Source organism: Streptomyces sp. NPDC094032 (assembly GCF_040303965.1).
GTDB lineage: Bacteria > Actinomycetota > Actinomycetes > Streptomycetales > Streptomycetaceae > Streptomyces.
This window is the reverse complement of record NZ_JBEOUE010000002.1, coordinates 238,357-254,016: the sequence shown is the minus strand read 5'-3', so window position 1 is coordinate 254,016 and position 15,660 is coordinate 238,357. Positions and strand designations below refer to the sequence as shown.

15 protein-coding genes are annotated in these 15,660 nt (G+C 72.1%); 7 read left to right on the top strand and 8 right to left on the bottom strand.

Translation table 11 applies throughout. The features are described 5' to 3' along the window. Positions 1 to 77: 77 nt before the first annotated feature. Positions 78 to 476 carry a RidA family protein gene (locus ABTZ54_RS04180; RefSeq protein WP_351657003.1) on the bottom strand — a complete coding sequence of 133 codons (399 nt, stop codon included), beginning with the start codon at positions 474 to 476 and terminating at the stop codon, positions 78 to 80. Continuing rightward, positions 476 to 895, bottom strand: a complete 420-nt coding sequence (locus ABTZ54_RS04175) for a carboxymuconolactone decarboxylase family protein (protein WP_351656999.1) — start codon at positions 893 to 895, stop codon at positions 476 to 478. Before ABTZ54_RS04175 ends, ABTZ54_RS04180 begins: the two co-directional genes overlap by 1 nt. A 27-nt stretch (positions 896 to 922) precedes the next feature. On the opposite strand from ABTZ54_RS04175, the gene ABTZ54_RS04170 reads away from it, so the two are divergent. Continuing rightward, positions 923 to 1,474, top strand: a complete 552-nt coding sequence (locus tag ABTZ54_RS04170; protein ID WP_502997177.1) for a MarR family winged helix-turn-helix transcriptional regulator — start codon at positions 923 to 925, stop codon at positions 1,472 to 1,474. 111 nt (positions 1,475 to 1,585) lie between these two features. Continuing rightward, entirely contained in the window at positions 1,586 to 2,173 is a 588-nt protein-coding gene (locus ABTZ54_RS04165; protein ID WP_351656993.1) for a Uma2 family endonuclease, read from the top strand. Positions 2,174 to 2,200: 27 nt separating this feature from the next. Here ABTZ54_RS04165 and ABTZ54_RS04160 read toward each other — a convergent pair whose 3' ends face one another. Continuing rightward, positions 2,201 to 3,190, bottom strand: a complete 990-nt coding sequence (locus ABTZ54_RS04160) for an aldo/keto reductase (RefSeq protein WP_351656991.1) — start codon at positions 3,188 to 3,190, stop codon at positions 2,201 to 2,203. Positions 3,191 to 3,367: 177 nt separating this feature from the next. Next, positions 3,368 to 3,979: an RNA 2',3'-cyclic phosphodiesterase gene (thpR, locus tag ABTZ54_RS04155; RefSeq protein ID WP_351656989.1), complete on the bottom strand. Its 612-nt coding sequence runs from the start codon at positions 3,977 to 3,979 to the stop codon at positions 3,368 to 3,370. 33 nt (positions 3,980 to 4,012) lie between these two features. Between thpR and ABTZ54_RS04150 the strand changes: the two genes are divergently transcribed. Continuing rightward, on the top strand, positions 4,013 to 4,525 hold the full coding sequence (locus ABTZ54_RS04150; protein ID WP_351656987.1) for a GNAT family N-acetyltransferase: 513 nt from the start codon (positions 4,013 to 4,015) through the stop codon (positions 4,523 to 4,525). Positions 4,526 to 5,049: 524 nt separating this feature from the next. Here the strand turns inward: ABTZ54_RS04150 and ABTZ54_RS04145 are convergent. Continuing rightward, on the bottom strand, positions 5,050 to 6,387 hold the full coding sequence (locus ABTZ54_RS04145) for an MFS transporter (RefSeq protein WP_351656985.1): 1,338 nt from the start codon (positions 6,385 to 6,387) through the stop codon (positions 5,050 to 5,052). 26 nt (positions 6,388 to 6,413) lie between these two features. Further along, positions 6,414 to 6,857, bottom strand: a complete 444-nt coding sequence (locus tag ABTZ54_RS04140) for a MarR family winged helix-turn-helix transcriptional regulator (protein WP_351656983.1) — start codon at positions 6,855 to 6,857, stop codon at positions 6,414 to 6,416. A gap of 132 nt (positions 6,858 to 6,989) precedes the next feature. Between ABTZ54_RS04140 and ABTZ54_RS04135 the strand changes: the two genes are divergently transcribed. Beyond that, the gene (locus ABTZ54_RS04135; protein WP_351656981.1) at positions 6,990 to 7,214 is read left to right on the top strand and encodes a ribbon-helix-helix protein, CopG family; all 225 of its coding nucleotides are present in this window, start codon (positions 6,990 to 6,992) and stop codon (positions 7,212 to 7,214) included. On the opposite strand, the gene ABTZ54_RS04130 is transcribed toward ABTZ54_RS04135, so the two are convergent. Then, positions 7,184 to 8,629, bottom strand: a complete 1,446-nt coding sequence (locus ABTZ54_RS04130) for an NCS2 family permease (protein ID WP_351656979.1) — start codon at positions 8,627 to 8,629, stop codon at positions 7,184 to 7,186. The genes ABTZ54_RS04135 and ABTZ54_RS04130 overlap by 31 nt on opposite strands. A 152-nt stretch (positions 8,630 to 8,781) precedes the next feature. Between ABTZ54_RS04130 and ABTZ54_RS04125 the strand changes: the two genes are divergently transcribed. From ABTZ54_RS04125 to ABTZ54_RS04115, 3 genes are all read left to right on the top strand, one after another. Then, positions 8,782 to 9,072, top strand: a complete 291-nt coding sequence (locus tag ABTZ54_RS04125) for a DUF2530 domain-containing protein (protein ID WP_351656977.1) — start codon at positions 8,782 to 8,784, stop codon at positions 9,070 to 9,072. Positions 9,073 to 9,199: 127 nt separating this feature from the next. Next, positions 9,200 to 11,611, top strand: coding sequence for an HAD-IC family P-type ATPase (locus ABTZ54_RS04120; protein WP_351656975.1), 2,412 nt, complete (start codon positions 9,200 to 9,202; stop codon positions 11,609 to 11,611). Between the two features lie 124 nt (positions 11,612 to 11,735). Then, on the top strand, positions 11,736 to 12,335 hold the full coding sequence (locus tag ABTZ54_RS04115; RefSeq protein WP_351656973.1) for a hypothetical protein: 600 nt from the start codon (positions 11,736 to 11,738) through the stop codon (positions 12,333 to 12,335). A gap of 23 nt (positions 12,336 to 12,358) precedes the next feature. Here ABTZ54_RS04115 and ABTZ54_RS04110 read toward each other — a convergent pair whose 3' ends face one another. Beyond that, a complete protein-coding gene (locus ABTZ54_RS04110) occupies positions 12,359 to 15,643 on the bottom strand; it encodes a sacsin N-terminal ATP-binding-like domain-containing protein (RefSeq protein WP_351656971.1) in 3,285 nt (1,094 codons plus the stop codon). Positions 15,644 to 15,660: the final 17 nt, after the last annotated feature.

Here is a 15,660-nt window from a genome sequence, read left to right as displayed (position 1 = left end):
GCGGCCCCGGCCCCGGCCCCGGTCCCGCTCCCGTTGCCGTTGCCGTTGCCGTTGCCGTTGCCGTTGCCGTCCGGCCGTCAGTCGCCGACGATCGCGTCGACCTCTATCTCGACCAGCCACAGCGGGTCGATGAAGCGCGAGACCTCCACGAAGGTCGTCACCGGCCGTATGCCGGCGAAGCGTTCGCCATGGGCGCGGGCGGCCTCCTTCCAGGTCGTCACGTCGGTGAGCATGATGCGGGTCCGGACCACGTCCTCCAGCGAGGCGCCCGCCTCCTTGAGGGCGGCCTCGGCTATGTCCAGGCAGCGGACGGTCTGGGCGTGGACGTCCCCCGGGCCGACCGTGAAGCCGTCGGGCCCGATGGGCGCGGTCCCGGCGACGGCGACGTGCGCGCCTTTGCGGACGGCCCGGCAGAAGCCGATCTCGGGTTCGAGCGGGGATCCGGAGGCGATGTTCTGGCGTGTGGTGGTGGTCATCAGGCCGCTCTCGTCAGTCGGTTGGCGAAGGTGGAGACCGTATACGTCCCTATGCCGAGGACGACTTCCAGGGCGTTCTGACGGGTGTAGCCGTGGGCGAAGAAGGCCTCAAGGTCGGCGTCGGACACCGCGCCCGAGGCGGCGAGCACCTGGAGGGTGAAGCGGCGTACGGCGTCGAGCCGTTCGGGCGCGGGGGCCGGGCCGAGGGCCGCGAACTTCGCCTCGTGCATGTCGACGCACAGATGGCACTGGTTGCGGGTGGCGACGGTCAGGATGACGGTCTCGCGGGAGTGCGGGTCGAGGGTGGTCGACTCGAAGATCTCGCTGAGCTTGAGGAAGCCGTCGAGGAGATGCGGCGACTCCTTGAGGAGGGCGATGGCTCCGGCGGTACGACGGGAACTGGACTGGTCCTGCGGCATGGTGACTCCCCCGATACGATGGACAACATGGTTGACCATGTCGATGAGGAAAACGTAAACCAGGTTGTCGATCCGCGCAAGGGGGTTCCCGAGGCCATTTCGCGTACCGCCGTCGACCCGCCCGGTTTCGAGCTGCCGCTGCTCCTCTTCGCCGGCTTCCGCACCCTCATCGACCGCGTCCACGCCGAACTCGCCCGCCAGGGCCACCCCGACCTGCGCCCGGCCCACGGCTACGCGCTCCAGGCGATCGGGCCCGGCGGCTCGACCGCCAGCGAGATCGGCCGCCGCCTCGGCGTCTCCAAGCAGGCCGCCGGCAAGACCGTCGACCGCCTCCTCGCCCTCGGCTACGCCGCCCGCACCGACGACCCCGCCGACGCCCGCCGCAAACTGGTCCGCCTCACTCCCCAAGGCATCGACGCCCTCACCCGCTCCGCCGCCGTCTTCGACGCCCTCCGCGCCGAATGGGCCGCCCGCCTCGGCCCCGACCGTGTCCGCGACCTGGAGGACGCCCTGCGCACGGTCGTACCCCCGGGCACCACGTCCCGGCTCGACGCGACGAGCTGGCTGGGCGGGGCGTGACGGGCCCGCCGACGATGGCGAGTTGTCGCCAACGGCGTGTCGGCACGGCCGTGCGTATCGTTGTCGTCGGCGGCTGCTGGCGAGCGTGCGGCAGCGGGGAGGAGCGCCACGGTGACCGTCGTAGAGAACGACAGGATCGAGCTGGCCATGAGCGATGACGAAGTGCCCTTGGACAAGCTGTTCGAGTGGCTCGAGATCGCCCCCGAGGGACACAAGAGCGAAGTCGTCGGAGGGGTCGTTTTCATGGTTCCGCAGAGGCAGACGCACTTTGACATCACCCGAAGGATCATCCGCGCAATGGAAGACCAGTTCGGGATGGACGTGAAGGTGGCGTCAGACGTACGGATCGACTTTCCGGGCCACCGGAACGCGTTCTGCCCCGACGTCGCCAAAATGAGAGACGATGCCGAGATGAGCAAGGGGGGCCACTGGAACCACGAGGACGTGGAGTTCATCGCCGAGGTCATCTCCAAGGGCACCGGCATGAACGACTACGGCCCCAAGAAGACCGCCTACGCCACCGCCGGCGTGCCCGTCTACCTCATCGTCGATCCCTACACCGGCAAGTGCATCGCCCACACCAAGCCTGAGGGCGGCGACTACACCGAGGAGGTGCGGGTCGCCTTCGGTACGGATCTCGATCTGACCAAGACCCCGCTGGAGCTCGTCCTCAAGACCGACGGGTTCCCCCGCGACTGACGCGGCGGAACCCGTCGGCGACTCGGATCACCAGGCGAAGGCCTCCGGGGACGGGCCCGGGCCCGGGAAGATCTCGTCCAGGCCGGCCAGGAGCTCGTCGCTCAGCTCCACGTCCAGGGCGCGCAGGGCGCCCTGGAGCTGGTCCGGGGTGCGGGGGCCGATGATCGGGCCGGTCACTCCGGGGCGGGTGAGCAGCCAGGCCAGGGACGTCTCGCCGGGGTCCGCGCCGTGCTTGGCGAGCAGGTCCTCGTAGGACTGGAGACGGGCGCGGGCCGCCGGGTCGGCGAGCACCTCGGCCGCGCGGCCGGTGGCGCGACGGCCGCCCTCGACCTCCTTGCGGATCACGCCGCCGAGCAGGCCGCCGTGCAGCGGCGACCAGGGGATGACGCCCAGGCCGTACTCCTGCGCGGCCGGGATCACCTCCATCTCGGCGCGGCGCTCGTACAGGTTGTAGAGGCACTGCTCGCTGACCAGGCCGACCGAGCCGCGCCGGGCGGCGGTCTCGTTGGCCTGGGCGATCTTGTAGCCGGGGAAGTTGGACGAGCCCGCGTACAGGATCTTGCCCTGCTGGACGAGGACGTCGATCGCCTGCCAGATCTCCTCGAAGGGGGTCAGGCGGTCGACGTGATGGAATTGGTAGACGTCGATGTAATCCGTGCCGAGGCGCTTCAGGCTCGCGTCGACGGCGCGGCGGATGTTCGCCGCGGAGAGCTTGTCGTGGTTGGGCCAGGCCTCGCCGTCGGGGCCCATGTTTCCGTAGACCTTGGTGGCGAGGACCACCTTCTCGCGGTGGGCCGGGTCCTTGGCGAACCAGGAGCCGATGATCTCCTCGGTGCGGCCCTTCTCCGTACCCCAGCCGTAGACGTTGGCGGTGTCGAAGAAGTTGAGCCCCGCGTCGAGGGCGGCGTCCATGATCGCGTGGCTGGTGGCTTCGTCCGTCTGCGGGCCGAAGTTCATCGTGCCGAGGACGAGTCGGCTGACCTTGAGTCCCGTGCGTCCGAGCTGCGTGTACTCCATGGGCGTCAAGCCAACGCCTTTGAGCGCGCTCTAAGCAAGGGGCTTTCGTGGGGGCGCGGGGGGTGCAGGGGGTGCGGGGGGTCAGCTCACCACGGATGCCACCGCGATGATCGCGAACATCAGTACGAGTACGCCGGCCATGATGCGGTTTCGGGTCTTCGGGTCCACCCTTCGAGGTTAACCCGGACCGGTCGGGCCGCTTTCCCGGGCCTGCCCCTGCCCCGGTGCCGCGCCCAGTGGCCACGTCGCCAGCGTCTCGTAGCGCGGCTGCTCGCCCGGTGTGCCGCCGCCGGGGAGGTTGCTGCGCACCAGCGCCAGTTCTCCGACCTGCCAGCGGGTGCCCTCGAAGGTGTCCAGGGCGGCGACGAAGGGGCGCAGGTCCAGGTCCACGCGGGAGCGGGCGACCGTCAGGTGCGCCTGGTAGCGGCGGTGCTCGTCCATCGGGACGCCCGCCCGACGGGCCGCCGCGTCGGCGCGCTCGGCGAGCAGCCGCAGGTCGTCGAGGTCGCCCGCCGCGCCCGCCCACAGCACCGCCCGGCCGAAGTGGCCGCCGCCGTGCAGCCGTAGCGGGAAGGGCGCGGTGCGGTGGGCGGCGCGGGCTAGGCGGGTGCGCAGGTCCGGCAGCAGGGGCTCGTCTACCTCGCCCATGAACGCGAGGGTGAAGTGCCAGCCGGGCCGCGAGGTCCAGCGCAGGCGGCCGGCGCCGGGCAGGTGGGCGAGGCGGTCGACCTCCCTGGCGAGCTCGGCGAGCTGTGGGGGTGGGGGGACTACGGCGGCGAAGAGCCTCATGGGGCGAGTGTGGCAGCCCTTAGCCTCTGTTGGATGGACACCTCGATCAGGATCAGGAAGGGCGGGGCGGACGACGTTCCCGCGATGCTCGCGATCTTCGACAGTGCGGTCGGTTGGCTCAACGGGAAGGGCATCACTGCGCAGTGGGGTACCGAGCCGTTCAGTTCCCGGCCGAAGACGGTGGAGCTGGTCGAACGGGTCGCCGGGGAGGGGGTGCCGTGGATCGCCGAGATCGGTGGGGTGCCGGTGGGGACGCTGACGCTGACGCCGCATCCGGGTGAGTACGTGGCTGCCGCCGACGAGCCGGAGTCGTATGTCCGGTTTCTTGCCACCGATGCGCGTTTTCATGGGCGGGGTGTGGGGGCGGCGCTGCTCGCCCATGCGGTTGAGGAGACTCGGCGGCGGGGGGTTTCGCTGCTGCGGGTGGACTGTTTCGCGGGGAGTGAGGGGCGGCTCGTCGCGTATTACGAGGGGCAGGGGTTTACGCGGACGGAGGCGTTCGTTGTGGGGGACTGGCCGGGGCAGGTGCTGGAGCGGCGAGTTTGAACGGAACCGCCCCGGGGGTGGACGTACAGGCGCGGAAGCCTAGGCCCGGCAGGGGGCGCCGTTCCGTTGTGCCCACCCGTTCCGCCCCAGCGGAACGATTGCCCACAACGGGGGGGGCGAGGGCGGGACGGCGTGGGGGGGCGGAACGCCCCGGGGGCGGGACGGCACGGGGGCGGGACGGCACGGGGGCGGGACGGCACGGGGGCGGGACGGCACGGGGTCGGAACGCCCCGGGGTCGGAACGCCCCGGGGTCGGAACGCCCCGGGGTCGGAACGCCCCGGGGTCGGAACGCCCCGGGGGCGGGACGGCAGGGGGCGGGACGGCAGGGGGCGGGACGGCAGGGGGCGGGACGGCAGGGGGCGGGCCGCCCCGGGGTCGGAACGGCGCGGGGGCGGAACGGCGCCGGGGGCGGGTCCGGGTGGGCCCGCCCCCGGGCGCGGAGCGGCGCGGGGCCGGGAACGGCGCCGCGGCCGGAACGCCCCGGCGCGGGTCCAGGTGGCCCCGCCCCCGGGGCGCGCCGCCCCTACGCCGCCGTCGCCAGCCTCTCCCTCGGTACGAAGCGGACCTCGGGATGCCCATGGCGCCAGCGCAAGGACAGCTTCAGGTGGCCGATTCGGGCGAGGATCAGGCCGATGGTGGCTGCTGCCGTCAGGGAGACCAGGCCGCCGGTCGCGAAGCCCACTCGGGCGCCGTACGTGTCGGTGATCCAGCCGAGGAGGGGGGCGCCGATCGGGGTGCCGCCCGCGAAGACCATCATGTAGAGGCTCATCACGCGGCCCCGCATGACCGGGTCCGTCGCCATCTGGACGGCCGAGTTCGCGGTGATGTTCACCGTGAGGCCGATCATGCCGATCGGCAGCAGGAGCAGCGCGAACAGCCAGAACGACGGTGACAGGGCCGCCGCGATCTCCAGGGCGCCGAAGACGCCCGCCGCGATCACCAGCATCCGCAGCCTGGTCGAGCCGCGGCGGGCCGCGAGCAGGGCGCCCGCGAGGGAGCCGGCGGCCATGAGGGTGTTGAGGAAGCCGTACGTGCCGGCGCCGACGTGGAAGACCTCGCTGGAGAAGGCCGTCAGCCAGATCGGGAAGTTGAACCCGAAGGTGCCGATGAAGCCGACGAGGACGATCGGCCAGATCAGGTCCGGCCGCCCGGCCACGTACCGCAGGCCCTCCCGCAGCTGCCCCTTGCCGCGCGGCGCGCGCTCCACCTTGTGCAGCTCGCCCGGCCGCATCAGCCAGAGCGCGACGAGCGGGGCCAGGAAGGACAGGCCGTTGATCAGGAAGGCCCAGCCGCTGCCGACGCCCGCGATCAGCACGCCCGCGACGGCGGGGCCGACGAGCCGGGCGGACTGGAAGTTCGCCGAGTTCAGCGAGACGGCGTTGCGCAGCCGGTCGGGGCCGACCATCTCGGAGACGAAGGACTGCCGGGCCGGGTTGTCGACCACGGTGACCATGCCGAGCAGGAAGGCGATCAGGTAGACGTGCCAGACCTGGACGGAGCCGGAGAGAGTGAGCGCGGCGAGCGCGAGACCGCACAGGCCGAGCGCGGCCTGGCTGATCATCAGCAGCCGGCGCTTCGGGTAGCGGTCGGCGATGACGCCGCCGTACAGGCCGAACAGCAGCATCGGCAGGAACTGCAGGGCCGTCGTGACGCCGACGGCGGCGGCCGAGCCGGTGAGGCTCAGGACCAGCCAGTCCTGGGTGATCCGGGCCATCCACGTACCGGTGTTGGAGACGATCGCTCCGCTGAAGAACAGCCGGTAGTTACGGACACCGAGCGAGGAGAAGGTTTCCCCCCGCCGGCGGGTCTTGAGGGTGGGTTGATGGACGGGTGCGGAGTCTGCTCCGGGTCCCGTACTCAAAGTGCGTCGCCTCCTCGGCTTCGGGGTCAGAGATGGGCGAGCTTCTCCAGGACCGGGGCGGCCGCGCGCAGCTTGGCCCATTCGTCCTCGTCCAGACCCTCGGCGAGGGTGGCCAGCCAGGCGTTCCGCTTGCGGCGGGACTCGTCGAGCATGGCCTCGGCCTGCTCGGTCTGGCGGACCACCTTCTGCCGGCGGTCGTCGGGGTGCGGCTCCAGCCGGACCAGTCCCTTGGCTTCGAGCAGCGCGACGATGCGGGTCATCGACGGCGGCTGGACGTGCTCCTTGCGGGCCAGCTCACCGGGGGTGGCCGAGCCGCAGAGCGACAGGGTGCCGAGCACCGACATCTCGGTGGGGCTCAGCGATTCGTCGACGCGCTGGTGCTTCAGGCGTCGGCTCAGCCGCATCACGGAACTGCGGAGCGCGTTCACGGCGGCGGCGTCGTCGGCGGTGCCGTGGGACAGGTCAGGCATAGTCCTTAGCATAACTCATTACTCTTCCTAAAGACCAATCGAAAACGTGTAGCCGCCAACTGTCACCCGAACGAGTGAGAGGAATCCGGAAAGTGACGCGCGGAGGCCCCGCGTGGCGCGACCCTGGCGGGCATGGAATCGACCGTGTTCAGCCTGCGCGTCGACGGAGAGCTGCTCGAACGGCTCCGCGGGCACGCCGCCAGACGCGGAATGAGCGTCCAGGACTATGTCGTCCGGACGCTCATTCGCGAGGATTTCGACGAGCGGTTCAAGACCGCCGTCGACGAGACGGAGAAGTTCTACGGGGAGCGGGACGCCCCCCGGGCTCACATCAGGCCGAGCGCAGGCATCGCGTAGTAGAAGACGAAGACCGCCGACACGACGTACATGGCCACCGGGACCTCACGGCCCCGGCCGGCCGCCAGACGCAGCACGCTGAACGAGATGAAGCCGATGCCGATGCCGTTGGTGATCGAGTACGTGAACGGCATCATCACCATCGCCAGGAAGGCCGGCACGGCGATCGTGTAGTCGCTCCAGTCGATCTCCTTGATCGAACCGGCCAGGATCAGGAAGCCCACCGCCAGCAGGGCGGGGGTCGCCGCCTGCGAGGGCACCATCGTCGCCAGCGGCGTGAGGAACAGCGCGACCGAGAACAGCGCGCCGGTCACCACCGAGGCCAGACCCGTACGCGCGCCCTCGCCGACGCCCGCCGTGGACTCCACGAAGCAGGTGGTGGCGGAGGACGAGGTGGCACCGCCGGAGGCGACGGCGAGGCCGTCGACCAGCAGGACCTTGTTGATGCCGGGGAAGTTGCCGTCCTTGTCCGTCAGCTTGGCCTCGTCGCCGACGCCCAGGATCGTGCCCATGGCGTCGAAGAAGCAGGACAGCAGCACGGTGAAGACGAACAGGATGCCGGTCAGGACGCCGACCTTGGAGAAGCCGCCGAACAGGCTGACCTGGCCGACCAGGCCGAAGTCGGGCGAGGCGACCGGGTTGCCGGGCCACTCCGGGGTGGTCAGGCCCCAGGACGGGATGTCGGCGACGGCGTTGATCACCATGGCGACGATCGTCATCACGACGATGGAGATGAGGATCGCGCCCGGCACCTTGCGGATGATCAGGGCGAGCGTCAGCAGGGTGCCCAGGATGAAGACGAGCACCGGCCAGCCCATGAGGTGCCCGTTCGAGCCGAGCTGGAGCGGCACGGTGGTGTGCGCGGCGTCCGGGATCCGGGAGACGAAGCCCGAGTCGACCAGGCCGATGAGCATGATGAACAGGCCGATGCCGATCGCGATGCCCTTGCGCAGGCCGACCGGGACGGCGTTCATGACGCGCTCGCGCAGACCCGTGGCGACGAGCAGCATCACGACCAGACCGGCGAGCACGACCATGCCCATCGCGTCCGGCCAGGACATCTTCGGCGCGAGCTGGAGCGCGACGACCGTGTTGACGCCGAGACCGGCCGCCAGGGCGATCGGCACGTTGCCGATGACGCCCATCAGGAGGGTCGAGAAGGCGGCGGTCAGCACCGTCGCGGTGACCAGCTGGCCGCCGTCGAGCTGGTGGCCGTACATGTCCTTCGCGCTGCCCAGGATGATCGGGTTCAGCACGATGATGTACGCCATCGCGAAGAAGGTGGCGAAGCCGCCGCGGACCTCGCGGGCGACGGTGGAGCCGCGCTCGGAGATCTTGAAGTAGCGGTCGAGGCCGGAGACGGGCCCTTCGGGGGTCTCCGGGGGCGTGGCCTTGGCGGTGGCCGTGGAGCTCATGGGGTTCCTCTTCGGAGGTTCAGAGAAGTCCTTTTTGGCGGTTCATACGAAGGGAACCCGCCAGAGGCAAACCGTTTCAGTATGAACACATGAACGAGCACCCGTCTATCTCCGCGCGTAGACACGAAAACGGGCCGCCTAGACTGAGCCGCATGGCGAAGTGGACACCGAAGCACGAGGCACCCGAACCCCTTGAGGGTCCGGTCGTCGCCACCATCACCGGCGGCACGGTCCTCTGGTTCGTCCTGTTCCTCGTCCAGCTCCCGTTCTACGGCTGGTTCGACGACCGGGACCTCACCTGGTGGGTGTGGACCTGCCTGGCCGGGGCCGGACTCGGCCTGATCGGCATCTGGTACGTACGGAAGCGGGACGCGGCGATCAAGCGCCACGCGGCCCAGCAGGCGGCCGAGGCGGCCGAGCCGGACCAGCCGCCCACCCCGTAACCCCGAGCCCACCCCGTAACCCCGAGCCCCACCCCGTAATCCCACGGGACCATTCCCCTCCTCCCCCGGTCTGATCTTCGGACGTCTCGGCGGGTGTCCGCCCCTTTCCCGCCGTACCGTCGAAACCATGACGCAGCGGGCGAAGATCGACACGGACGGCGGGGGTACGGGACCGGCGGCGGGACCACCCGTCGTGCACCGGCCCGCGGGCCTGACCACCGCCGAGGTCGCCGAGCGGGTCGCCCGGGGCGAGGTCAACGACGTCCCGCTGCGCAGCTCCCGCTCCACCGCCGACATCGTCCGCGCCAACGTCTTCACCCGCTTCAACGCGATCATCGGCGTGCTGTGGGCGATCATGCTCGTCGTCGCGCCGATCCAGGACAGCCTCTTCGGCTTCGTGATCATCGCCAACACCGGCATCGGCATCATCCAGGAGCTGCGCGCCAAGAAGACCCTCGACGGGCTCGCCGTCATCGGCGAGGCCAAACCCACCGTCCGCCGCGACGGCGCCGCCACCGAGATCTCCACCTCCGAGATCGTCCTCGGCGACCTCATCGAGCTCGGCCCCGGCGACAAGGTGGTCGTCGACGGCGAGGTCGCCGAGGCCGACAGCCTGGAGGTCGACGAGTCGCTGCTCACCGGCGAGGCCGACCCGGTGGTGAAGAAGCCCGGCGACCCGATGATGTCCGGCTCGTTCGTCGTCGCGGGCGGCGGCGCCTTCACCGCCACCAAGGTCGGCCGCGAGGCCTACGCCGCCCAGCTCGCCGAGGAGGCCTCCCGCTTCACCCTGGTCCACTCCGAGCTGCGCACCGGCATCTCCACGATCCTCAAGTACGTGACGTGGATGATGGTCCCCACCGCCATCGGGCTGATCATCAGCCAGCTCGTCGTCAAGAACAACGACGTCAAGGAGTCCATCGCCCGCACGGTCGGCGGCATCGTCCCGATGATCCCCGAGGGCCTGGTCCTGCTCACCTCCGTCGCCTTCGCCATCGGCGTCATCAGGCTCGGCCGCAAGCAGTGCCTCGTGCAGGAGCTGCCCGCCATCGAGGGCCTGGCCCGGGTCGACGTCGTCTGCCTCGACAAGACCGGCACCCTCACCGAGGGCGGCATGGACGTGACCGGCCTCCAGCTCCTGGACGGCGCCGACGAGAGCTACGTACGCAAGGTGCTCGGCGCCCTCGGCGAGTCCGACCCGCGCCCCAACGCCTCCCTCCAGGCCATCATCGACGCCTACCCGGACTCCGTGGACTGGCGCTGCACCGAGTCGCTGCCGTTCTCCTCCGCCCGCAAGTACAGCGGGGCCGCCTTCAGCGAGGGCGACGGCGAGAACTCCACCTGGCTGCTCGGCGCCCCCGACGTGCTGCTGCCGCCCGGCGACCCGTCCCTCGGCGAGGTCGACCGGCTCAACGAGCAGGGCCTGCGGGTCCTGCTGCTCGCCCGCGCGGCCGTCGACCTCGACTCCGCGAACGTCGCCGAGGGCGCCCGCGCGACCGCGCTCGTCGTCCTCGAACAGCGGCTGCGGCCGGACGCCGCCGACACCCTCGCCTACTTCGCGGACCAGGACGTCGCCGCCAAGGTCATCTCCGGCGACAACGCGGTCTCGGTCGGCGCCGTCGCCGGCAAGCTGGGCCTGCCCGGCGCCTCGACCACGGTCGACGCCCGGACCCTGCCCGCCGAGCGGGAGCCCATGGCGGAGGTCCTCGAAGCCAACGCCGTCTTCGGCCGGGTCACCCCGCAGCAGAAGCGCGACATGGTCGCCGCGCTCCAGTCCCGGGGCCACACGGTCGCCATGACCGGCGACGGCGTCAACGACGTGCTCGCCCTCAAGGACGCCGACATCGGCGTCTCCATGGGCTCCGGCTCCGAGGCCACCCGGGCGGTCGCCCAGATCGTCCTCCTCAACAACTCCTTCTCGACCCTCCCCTCGGTGGTCGCCGAGGGCCGCCGGGTGATCGGCAACATCACCCGGGTCGCCACGCTCTTCCTCACCAAGACCGTCTACTCGGTGCTCCTCGCGATCCTGGTGGTCTGCTTCCAGGTCGAGTACCCCTTCCTGCCCCGGCACCTCACCCTGCTGTCCACGCTGACCATCGGCGTCCCCGCCTTCTTCCTGGCCCTCGCCCCGAACAAGGAGCGCGCCAAGCCGCACTTCGTCCGCCGGGTGATGCGGTACGCGATCCCCGCCGGCGTCATCGCGGGCGCCGCCACCTTCGTCACCTACCTGCTGGCCCGCCACTACTACACGGGCACCGACGCCCTCGGCGCCGAGACCAGCGCGGCCACCCTCACGCTCTTCCTGGTCTCCATGTGGGTCCTGGCGATCATCGCCCGCCCCTACACGTGGTGGCGGATCGCCCTGGTCGCCACCATGGGCGGCGCCTTCCTCCTCGTGCTCGCCGTCCCCTGGCTCCAGAACTTCTTCGCCCTGAAGCTGGTGGGCGTGACGATGCCGTGGACGGCGGTCGCCATCGCGGCGGCGGGAGCGGCGGTCCTGGAGTTCACGTGGCGGTGGGTCGGGCGCAAGTTCCCGGCGTGAGGCGGGCGCTCGTCTGCGCACGACAGGCCACGTACCCCGTGAAAGACTGGGGGCATCCCCCCAACACACTCGCCTCGGCGGGGCGCGTCATCGGCGCGTTCCTCGTTCAGAGGGAGGACCCGAGATGACCACGACGAACATCAGGCGGGGGCTCCCCCCGCGCATCAGCACCACGATGGACCTGGGCAAGGACCACGCGCTACAGATCCTCGAATTCCCCAATGGGATGAAGGCGGTCGTGGAGGGCGGCCGGGCCATCGAGCAGACCCCCGCCACCCAGGGCAAGACCGACCCTCCGCCCGAGGTGGGCGTCCAGGCCAGCGGCGAACGGGCCAGCGGCTACGACGAGAAGGTGGTCCGTGACGCCGGTGAACAGGCCTGGTTCCGCGACACGTTCTGCAACGGCGCGCAGGCCTGCGTCCAGGGTTGGGACTGGGCGACCTGCGGGACCGACCACGCCGTCGGCTTCGCGACCGGGATCGCGATGGTCGGCAGCGAGGGGACGCAGAACGCGACCCTCTCCGTCGACGTCTGGGAGTGCATCTGCGTCGGCCCCTTCTGCATCGGCGGCCACGAGTGCTTCTGGGTCGGGAACTGGTCGGGCGCCGTGGTCCCGGGCCACTGGCTCTCGGTGAACACCAACGCGCCCGACCACAAGTACCTCCGCTGGCGGCTCGAAGGCGCCGGAGGAGGCACCCAGGTCAGCCTGGCCGCCAAGTACTGACGGCGGCCAAGGCCGACGGACCCTCAGTCGAACCAGCGGTCCCTCGCGAGCTCCGCCGTTCGTGACGGGTCCTCCAGGAGGGCCGCCACCTCGAAGCGGCGGGGCCACTGCCCCGCCGCCCAGGCGAGGCCCGCCGCGACGCCCTCCAGCGTGGCGGCGTGCAGGACGCCGTCGGGGGTGCGGCGCCAGTCGAGTTCCGTGTCGGCGGCGCGCAGTTCCTCGTGCTCGACGTACGTGGCGGGGGTCGCCGGGCCGAGCAGCGCGTGCACCGCCGACGGGACCTCGTGCTCCTCGCCCACCGTCGTGACCTCGGCGTCCACCGCCTCGCTCAGCCGGCGCACCTGGAGCAGCTCGGCCAGTTCGGCCGCGCGGGCCGGTGCGACCGGGAGCAGCGGCAGGCCCGTCGTCAGCGGCAGCAGGTCGGGGGCGTCGGCGACCAGCGCGTAGGCCGCGTCGACCACCCTCACCTCGCCGTCCACGACCGCGCGCAGTTCGTCCGGAAGGGTGACCTGGTCCGGGTCGAGGTCGGCCAGGGCCGTGTAGAGGGCGTGGAGTTGGGCGCCCGACACCTCGCGCGAACGGTCCGCCAGGCGCGCCAGGAGCTCGGCGGCGCCACCGGGCTCGTCCAGGAGCGCCGGGACGGACGTCCGTACGCCCAGGGCGCGCAGCACCTGCTCGTCCTCGAAGCCGGTCGCGTCGGCGGAGTCGTACAGGCCGATCAGGAGCGGGTCGGTGCCCGCGGCGCGCAGTCCGGCGGGGCGGCGCCCGCCGAGGACGGGGTGGTCGCGCAGCCACCAGGCGGTGTACGAGCGGACGGTCTCCGTGGTGCCGTCCGGCAGCAGCACCCGGACGGGCTGGGTCAGCGCGTCCCGCAGCGGCGGCTTCGCGAGCAGGGCGAGCGCCCGCGGCCAGGCGTCGTCGTCGACCAGGTCCAGGTCGCGTACGGCCACGATCTCCGTGGCGACCGGCGGCACCGGGGTCTGCGGCAGCCGGTCCAGGACGTCCTCGCACCACACGTCGACGGCGTCCAGGAGCCCCGCGTCGTCGGGCTCCGCGAAGTCGCCCTCGCGCGGCTCCAGCTCGTCCGGGTCGAGCACCAGGTCGGCGGCGCGGACGAGCGCGAAGTCGGCGAGCACCCCGCAGGCGGCGAGCGGCTGGGTGCCCCAGCGGTCGGCGAGATCCTGGTCGACCAGGGCCAGTTCGCCCTCCCGCATCACCTCGGCGAAGGCGGAGCCCGGCATGACGAGCTCCCCCGCCGGGGCGGTCTCGCCGTCCTCGTCGGGCAGCGCGAGCGCCCCGAGCCACGGCTCGTCGCCGGGGGCCAGGTCGGCGTCCCTGACGAGCGCGAGGACCGTCTCGGCGAGCTCCTCCGCGTCCAGCGTGTCGGCGTCCTCGTCCCAGATCTCCCCCGCGTCGAGGGAGGCCGCCACGGCCGCCCTGACCTGCGGGGTCGTCAGCACGGCCCGGGGCGTGGCCGGGAGCGCGCCCAGCTTCTCCAGGAGCGGGTGGGCGGCCTCCGGGTGCGCCACCTTCAGGCCGAGCCGGGTCAGCTCGGCCGGGGTGCGCTCCTGCGGGAGGAGGACCTGGCGGGGACCGATGGTGGTACGGATCCGGGCGGGCTGGGGGGCGGCCTCGGCGTCCCGGTACGCGTCGGGGTCGCCGTCCCGGTAGGCGTCGGGGTCGCCTCCCCGGTACGCGTCGGCGTCCCCGTACGGGTCGGGCGCGGTCCCTGCCTCCGGTCCCTCGGCGCCCGCCGGCGCGGCCAGCGGCACCGGGAGGCCCGTCAGGCGGTCGGGGTCCACGCCCGCCAGCGAGTCGTACAGGCGCCACCACCACGACGGCGCCTTGTCGACGCCCGCGAGCCGGTCCACGGCCTCGGTCAGCGGCACCCGGCCGACGCCCAGCGTGCGCAGCTCCACGCGCCGCTCCAGGCCCGCCGGGAGCAGCGTCGGGAACACCTCGGCCAGCACCTCGACCGTCTCGGCGCCCGCGCCTTCCACGACCTCCGCCTCGATGGGGCGCAGCGCGGGCAGTTCCTCGGAGGCGGTCGCGGGGGCCAGGAAGGCGACGCGCGGCAGGCGTTCGAGGACGGCGGCGCGCAGTGCGCCGTCGAGGGGCCCCTTGCCGAGCGGGCCGGGCACGAGGTCGAGGCCCGCGGGGGTCACCGGGTGCCAGTCGGCGAGGAGTTCGGCGTACGCGTCGCCCGCCCGCTGCACCAGGAAGTCGGTGAGCGGCCCCGGCGCGGGGTGGCGGCGGGCGGTGTCCAGCGGGAAGGACGCGATGAGCAGGGCGGGGATGCCGAGGGGCTCGTCGGTGGGGGTCGGGGCGTGCACGACGGCGGTCGTACGGGGGTAGCGCGGGGCGCCTTCGGGGTCCACGGGGACGGCCCAGGTGACCGACCAGTGGGGGCGCAGCCGCTCCTCGACGGGCCGGTCCTTGAGCAGGGCCGGGTCGAGGGGGCCGCCGTGGGTGACGGTCCGCCAGCGGTGCGGTCCCGCCGCGCGGTCGGCGGAGTCGGCGATGTGGACGTAACCGTCGCTCTCGTCGCGGACGAGCGAGCGGACGCCCGCCGCCGTCTCGACGACGACCTCGGTGAGGCCGGGGAGGGCGAGCAGCAGGGCGTCGTCGATGGAGTCGAGCAGGCGCTCGGCGAGGTCGACGGCGGCGGCGTCCCGCAGCGGCAGCACGACGACCGTGTCGTAGCCGTCGGGCGCGGTGCCCTCGGCGGGCAACGGGAGCCGCAGCAGCGGTACGTGGCCGTCGCGGCGGCGCAGTTCGTCGCCGAGGCCCGGGCTGTGCCGGGCGGCGTCGGCGGCGAGCTCGCGGGCCTCCGCGAGGGACCAGCGGACGCCGCCGTGCCGGCCGAGGACGGCGGGCTCGTCGGTGACGGCGAGGACGGCGGCGAAGCCGACGCCGAACCGGCCCACGGAGGTGGTGTCGTTCGCGGTCCGCTTCGCGGAGGCGCGCAGGGTGGAGAGGCTCTCCACGCCGGTGGCGTCCAGCGGGGCGCCGGTGTTGGCGGCGGCGAGGACGGCGGGGCCCTCGGCGTCGGCCGGGTGCAGGGTGAGCCGGAGCCGGCCGGTGACGCCCGCGCGGGCGGCGGCGTCGGCGGCGTTCTGGGCCAGTTCGACGACGAGCCGGTCCCGGTAGCCGCCGAGGACCAGGTCCTCCTCGGCGTTGGCGTCCTCGCGGAAGCGGGCGGGTCCGGCGCCCCACGCGTCGAGCACGCCTCTGCGGAGCCGTGCGGTACCGAAGGGATCGGTTCCGTCGGTCGACGTCCTGACGCTGACGCTCACGTCTGACTCCACTCTGCGGTACGGGGATC

Excerpts from the sequence above, each read along its gene's own strand:
- ABTZ54_RS04180 (WP_351657003.1), bottom strand. The coding sequence starts at position 476 with ATGACCACCACCACACGCCAGAACATCGCCTCCGGATCCCCGCTCGAA.
- ABTZ54_RS04175 (WP_351656999.1), bottom strand. The coding sequence starts at position 895 with ATGCCGCAGGACCAGTCCAGTTCCCGTCGTACCGCCGGAGCCATCGCC.
- ABTZ54_RS04170 (WP_502997177.1), top strand. The coding sequence starts at position 923 with ATGGTTGACCATGTCGATGAGGAAAACGTAAACCAGGTTGTCGATCCG.
- ABTZ54_RS04160 (WP_351656991.1), bottom strand. The coding sequence starts at position 3,190 with ATGGAGTACACGCAGCTCGGACGCACGGGACTCAAGGTCAGCCGACTC.
- thpR (WP_351656989.1), bottom strand. The coding sequence starts at position 3,979 with ATGAGGCTCTTCGCCGCCGTAGTCCCCCCACCCCCACAGCTCGCCGAG.
- ABTZ54_RS04150 (WP_351656987.1), top strand. The coding sequence starts at position 4,013 with ATGGACACCTCGATCAGGATCAGGAAGGGCGGGGCGGACGACGTTCCC.
- ABTZ54_RS04140 (WP_351656983.1), bottom strand. The coding sequence starts at position 6,857 with ATGCCTGACCTGTCCCACGGCACCGCCGACGACGCCGCCGCCGTGAAC.
- ABTZ54_RS04135 (WP_351656981.1), top strand. The coding sequence starts at position 6,990 with ATGGAATCGACCGTGTTCAGCCTGCGCGTCGACGGAGAGCTGCTCGAA.
- ABTZ54_RS04130 (WP_351656979.1), bottom strand. The coding sequence starts at position 8,629 with ATGAGCTCCACGGCCACCGCCAAGGCCACGCCCCCGGAGACCCCCGAA.
- ABTZ54_RS04125 (WP_351656977.1), top strand. The coding sequence starts at position 8,782 with ATGGCGAAGTGGACACCGAAGCACGAGGCACCCGAACCCCTTGAGGGT.
- ABTZ54_RS04120 (WP_351656975.1), top strand. The coding sequence starts at position 9,200 with ATGACGCAGCGGGCGAAGATCGACACGGACGGCGGGGGTACGGGACCG.
- ABTZ54_RS04115 (WP_351656973.1), top strand. The coding sequence starts at position 11,736 with ATGACCACGACGAACATCAGGCGGGGGCTCCCCCCGCGCATCAGCACC.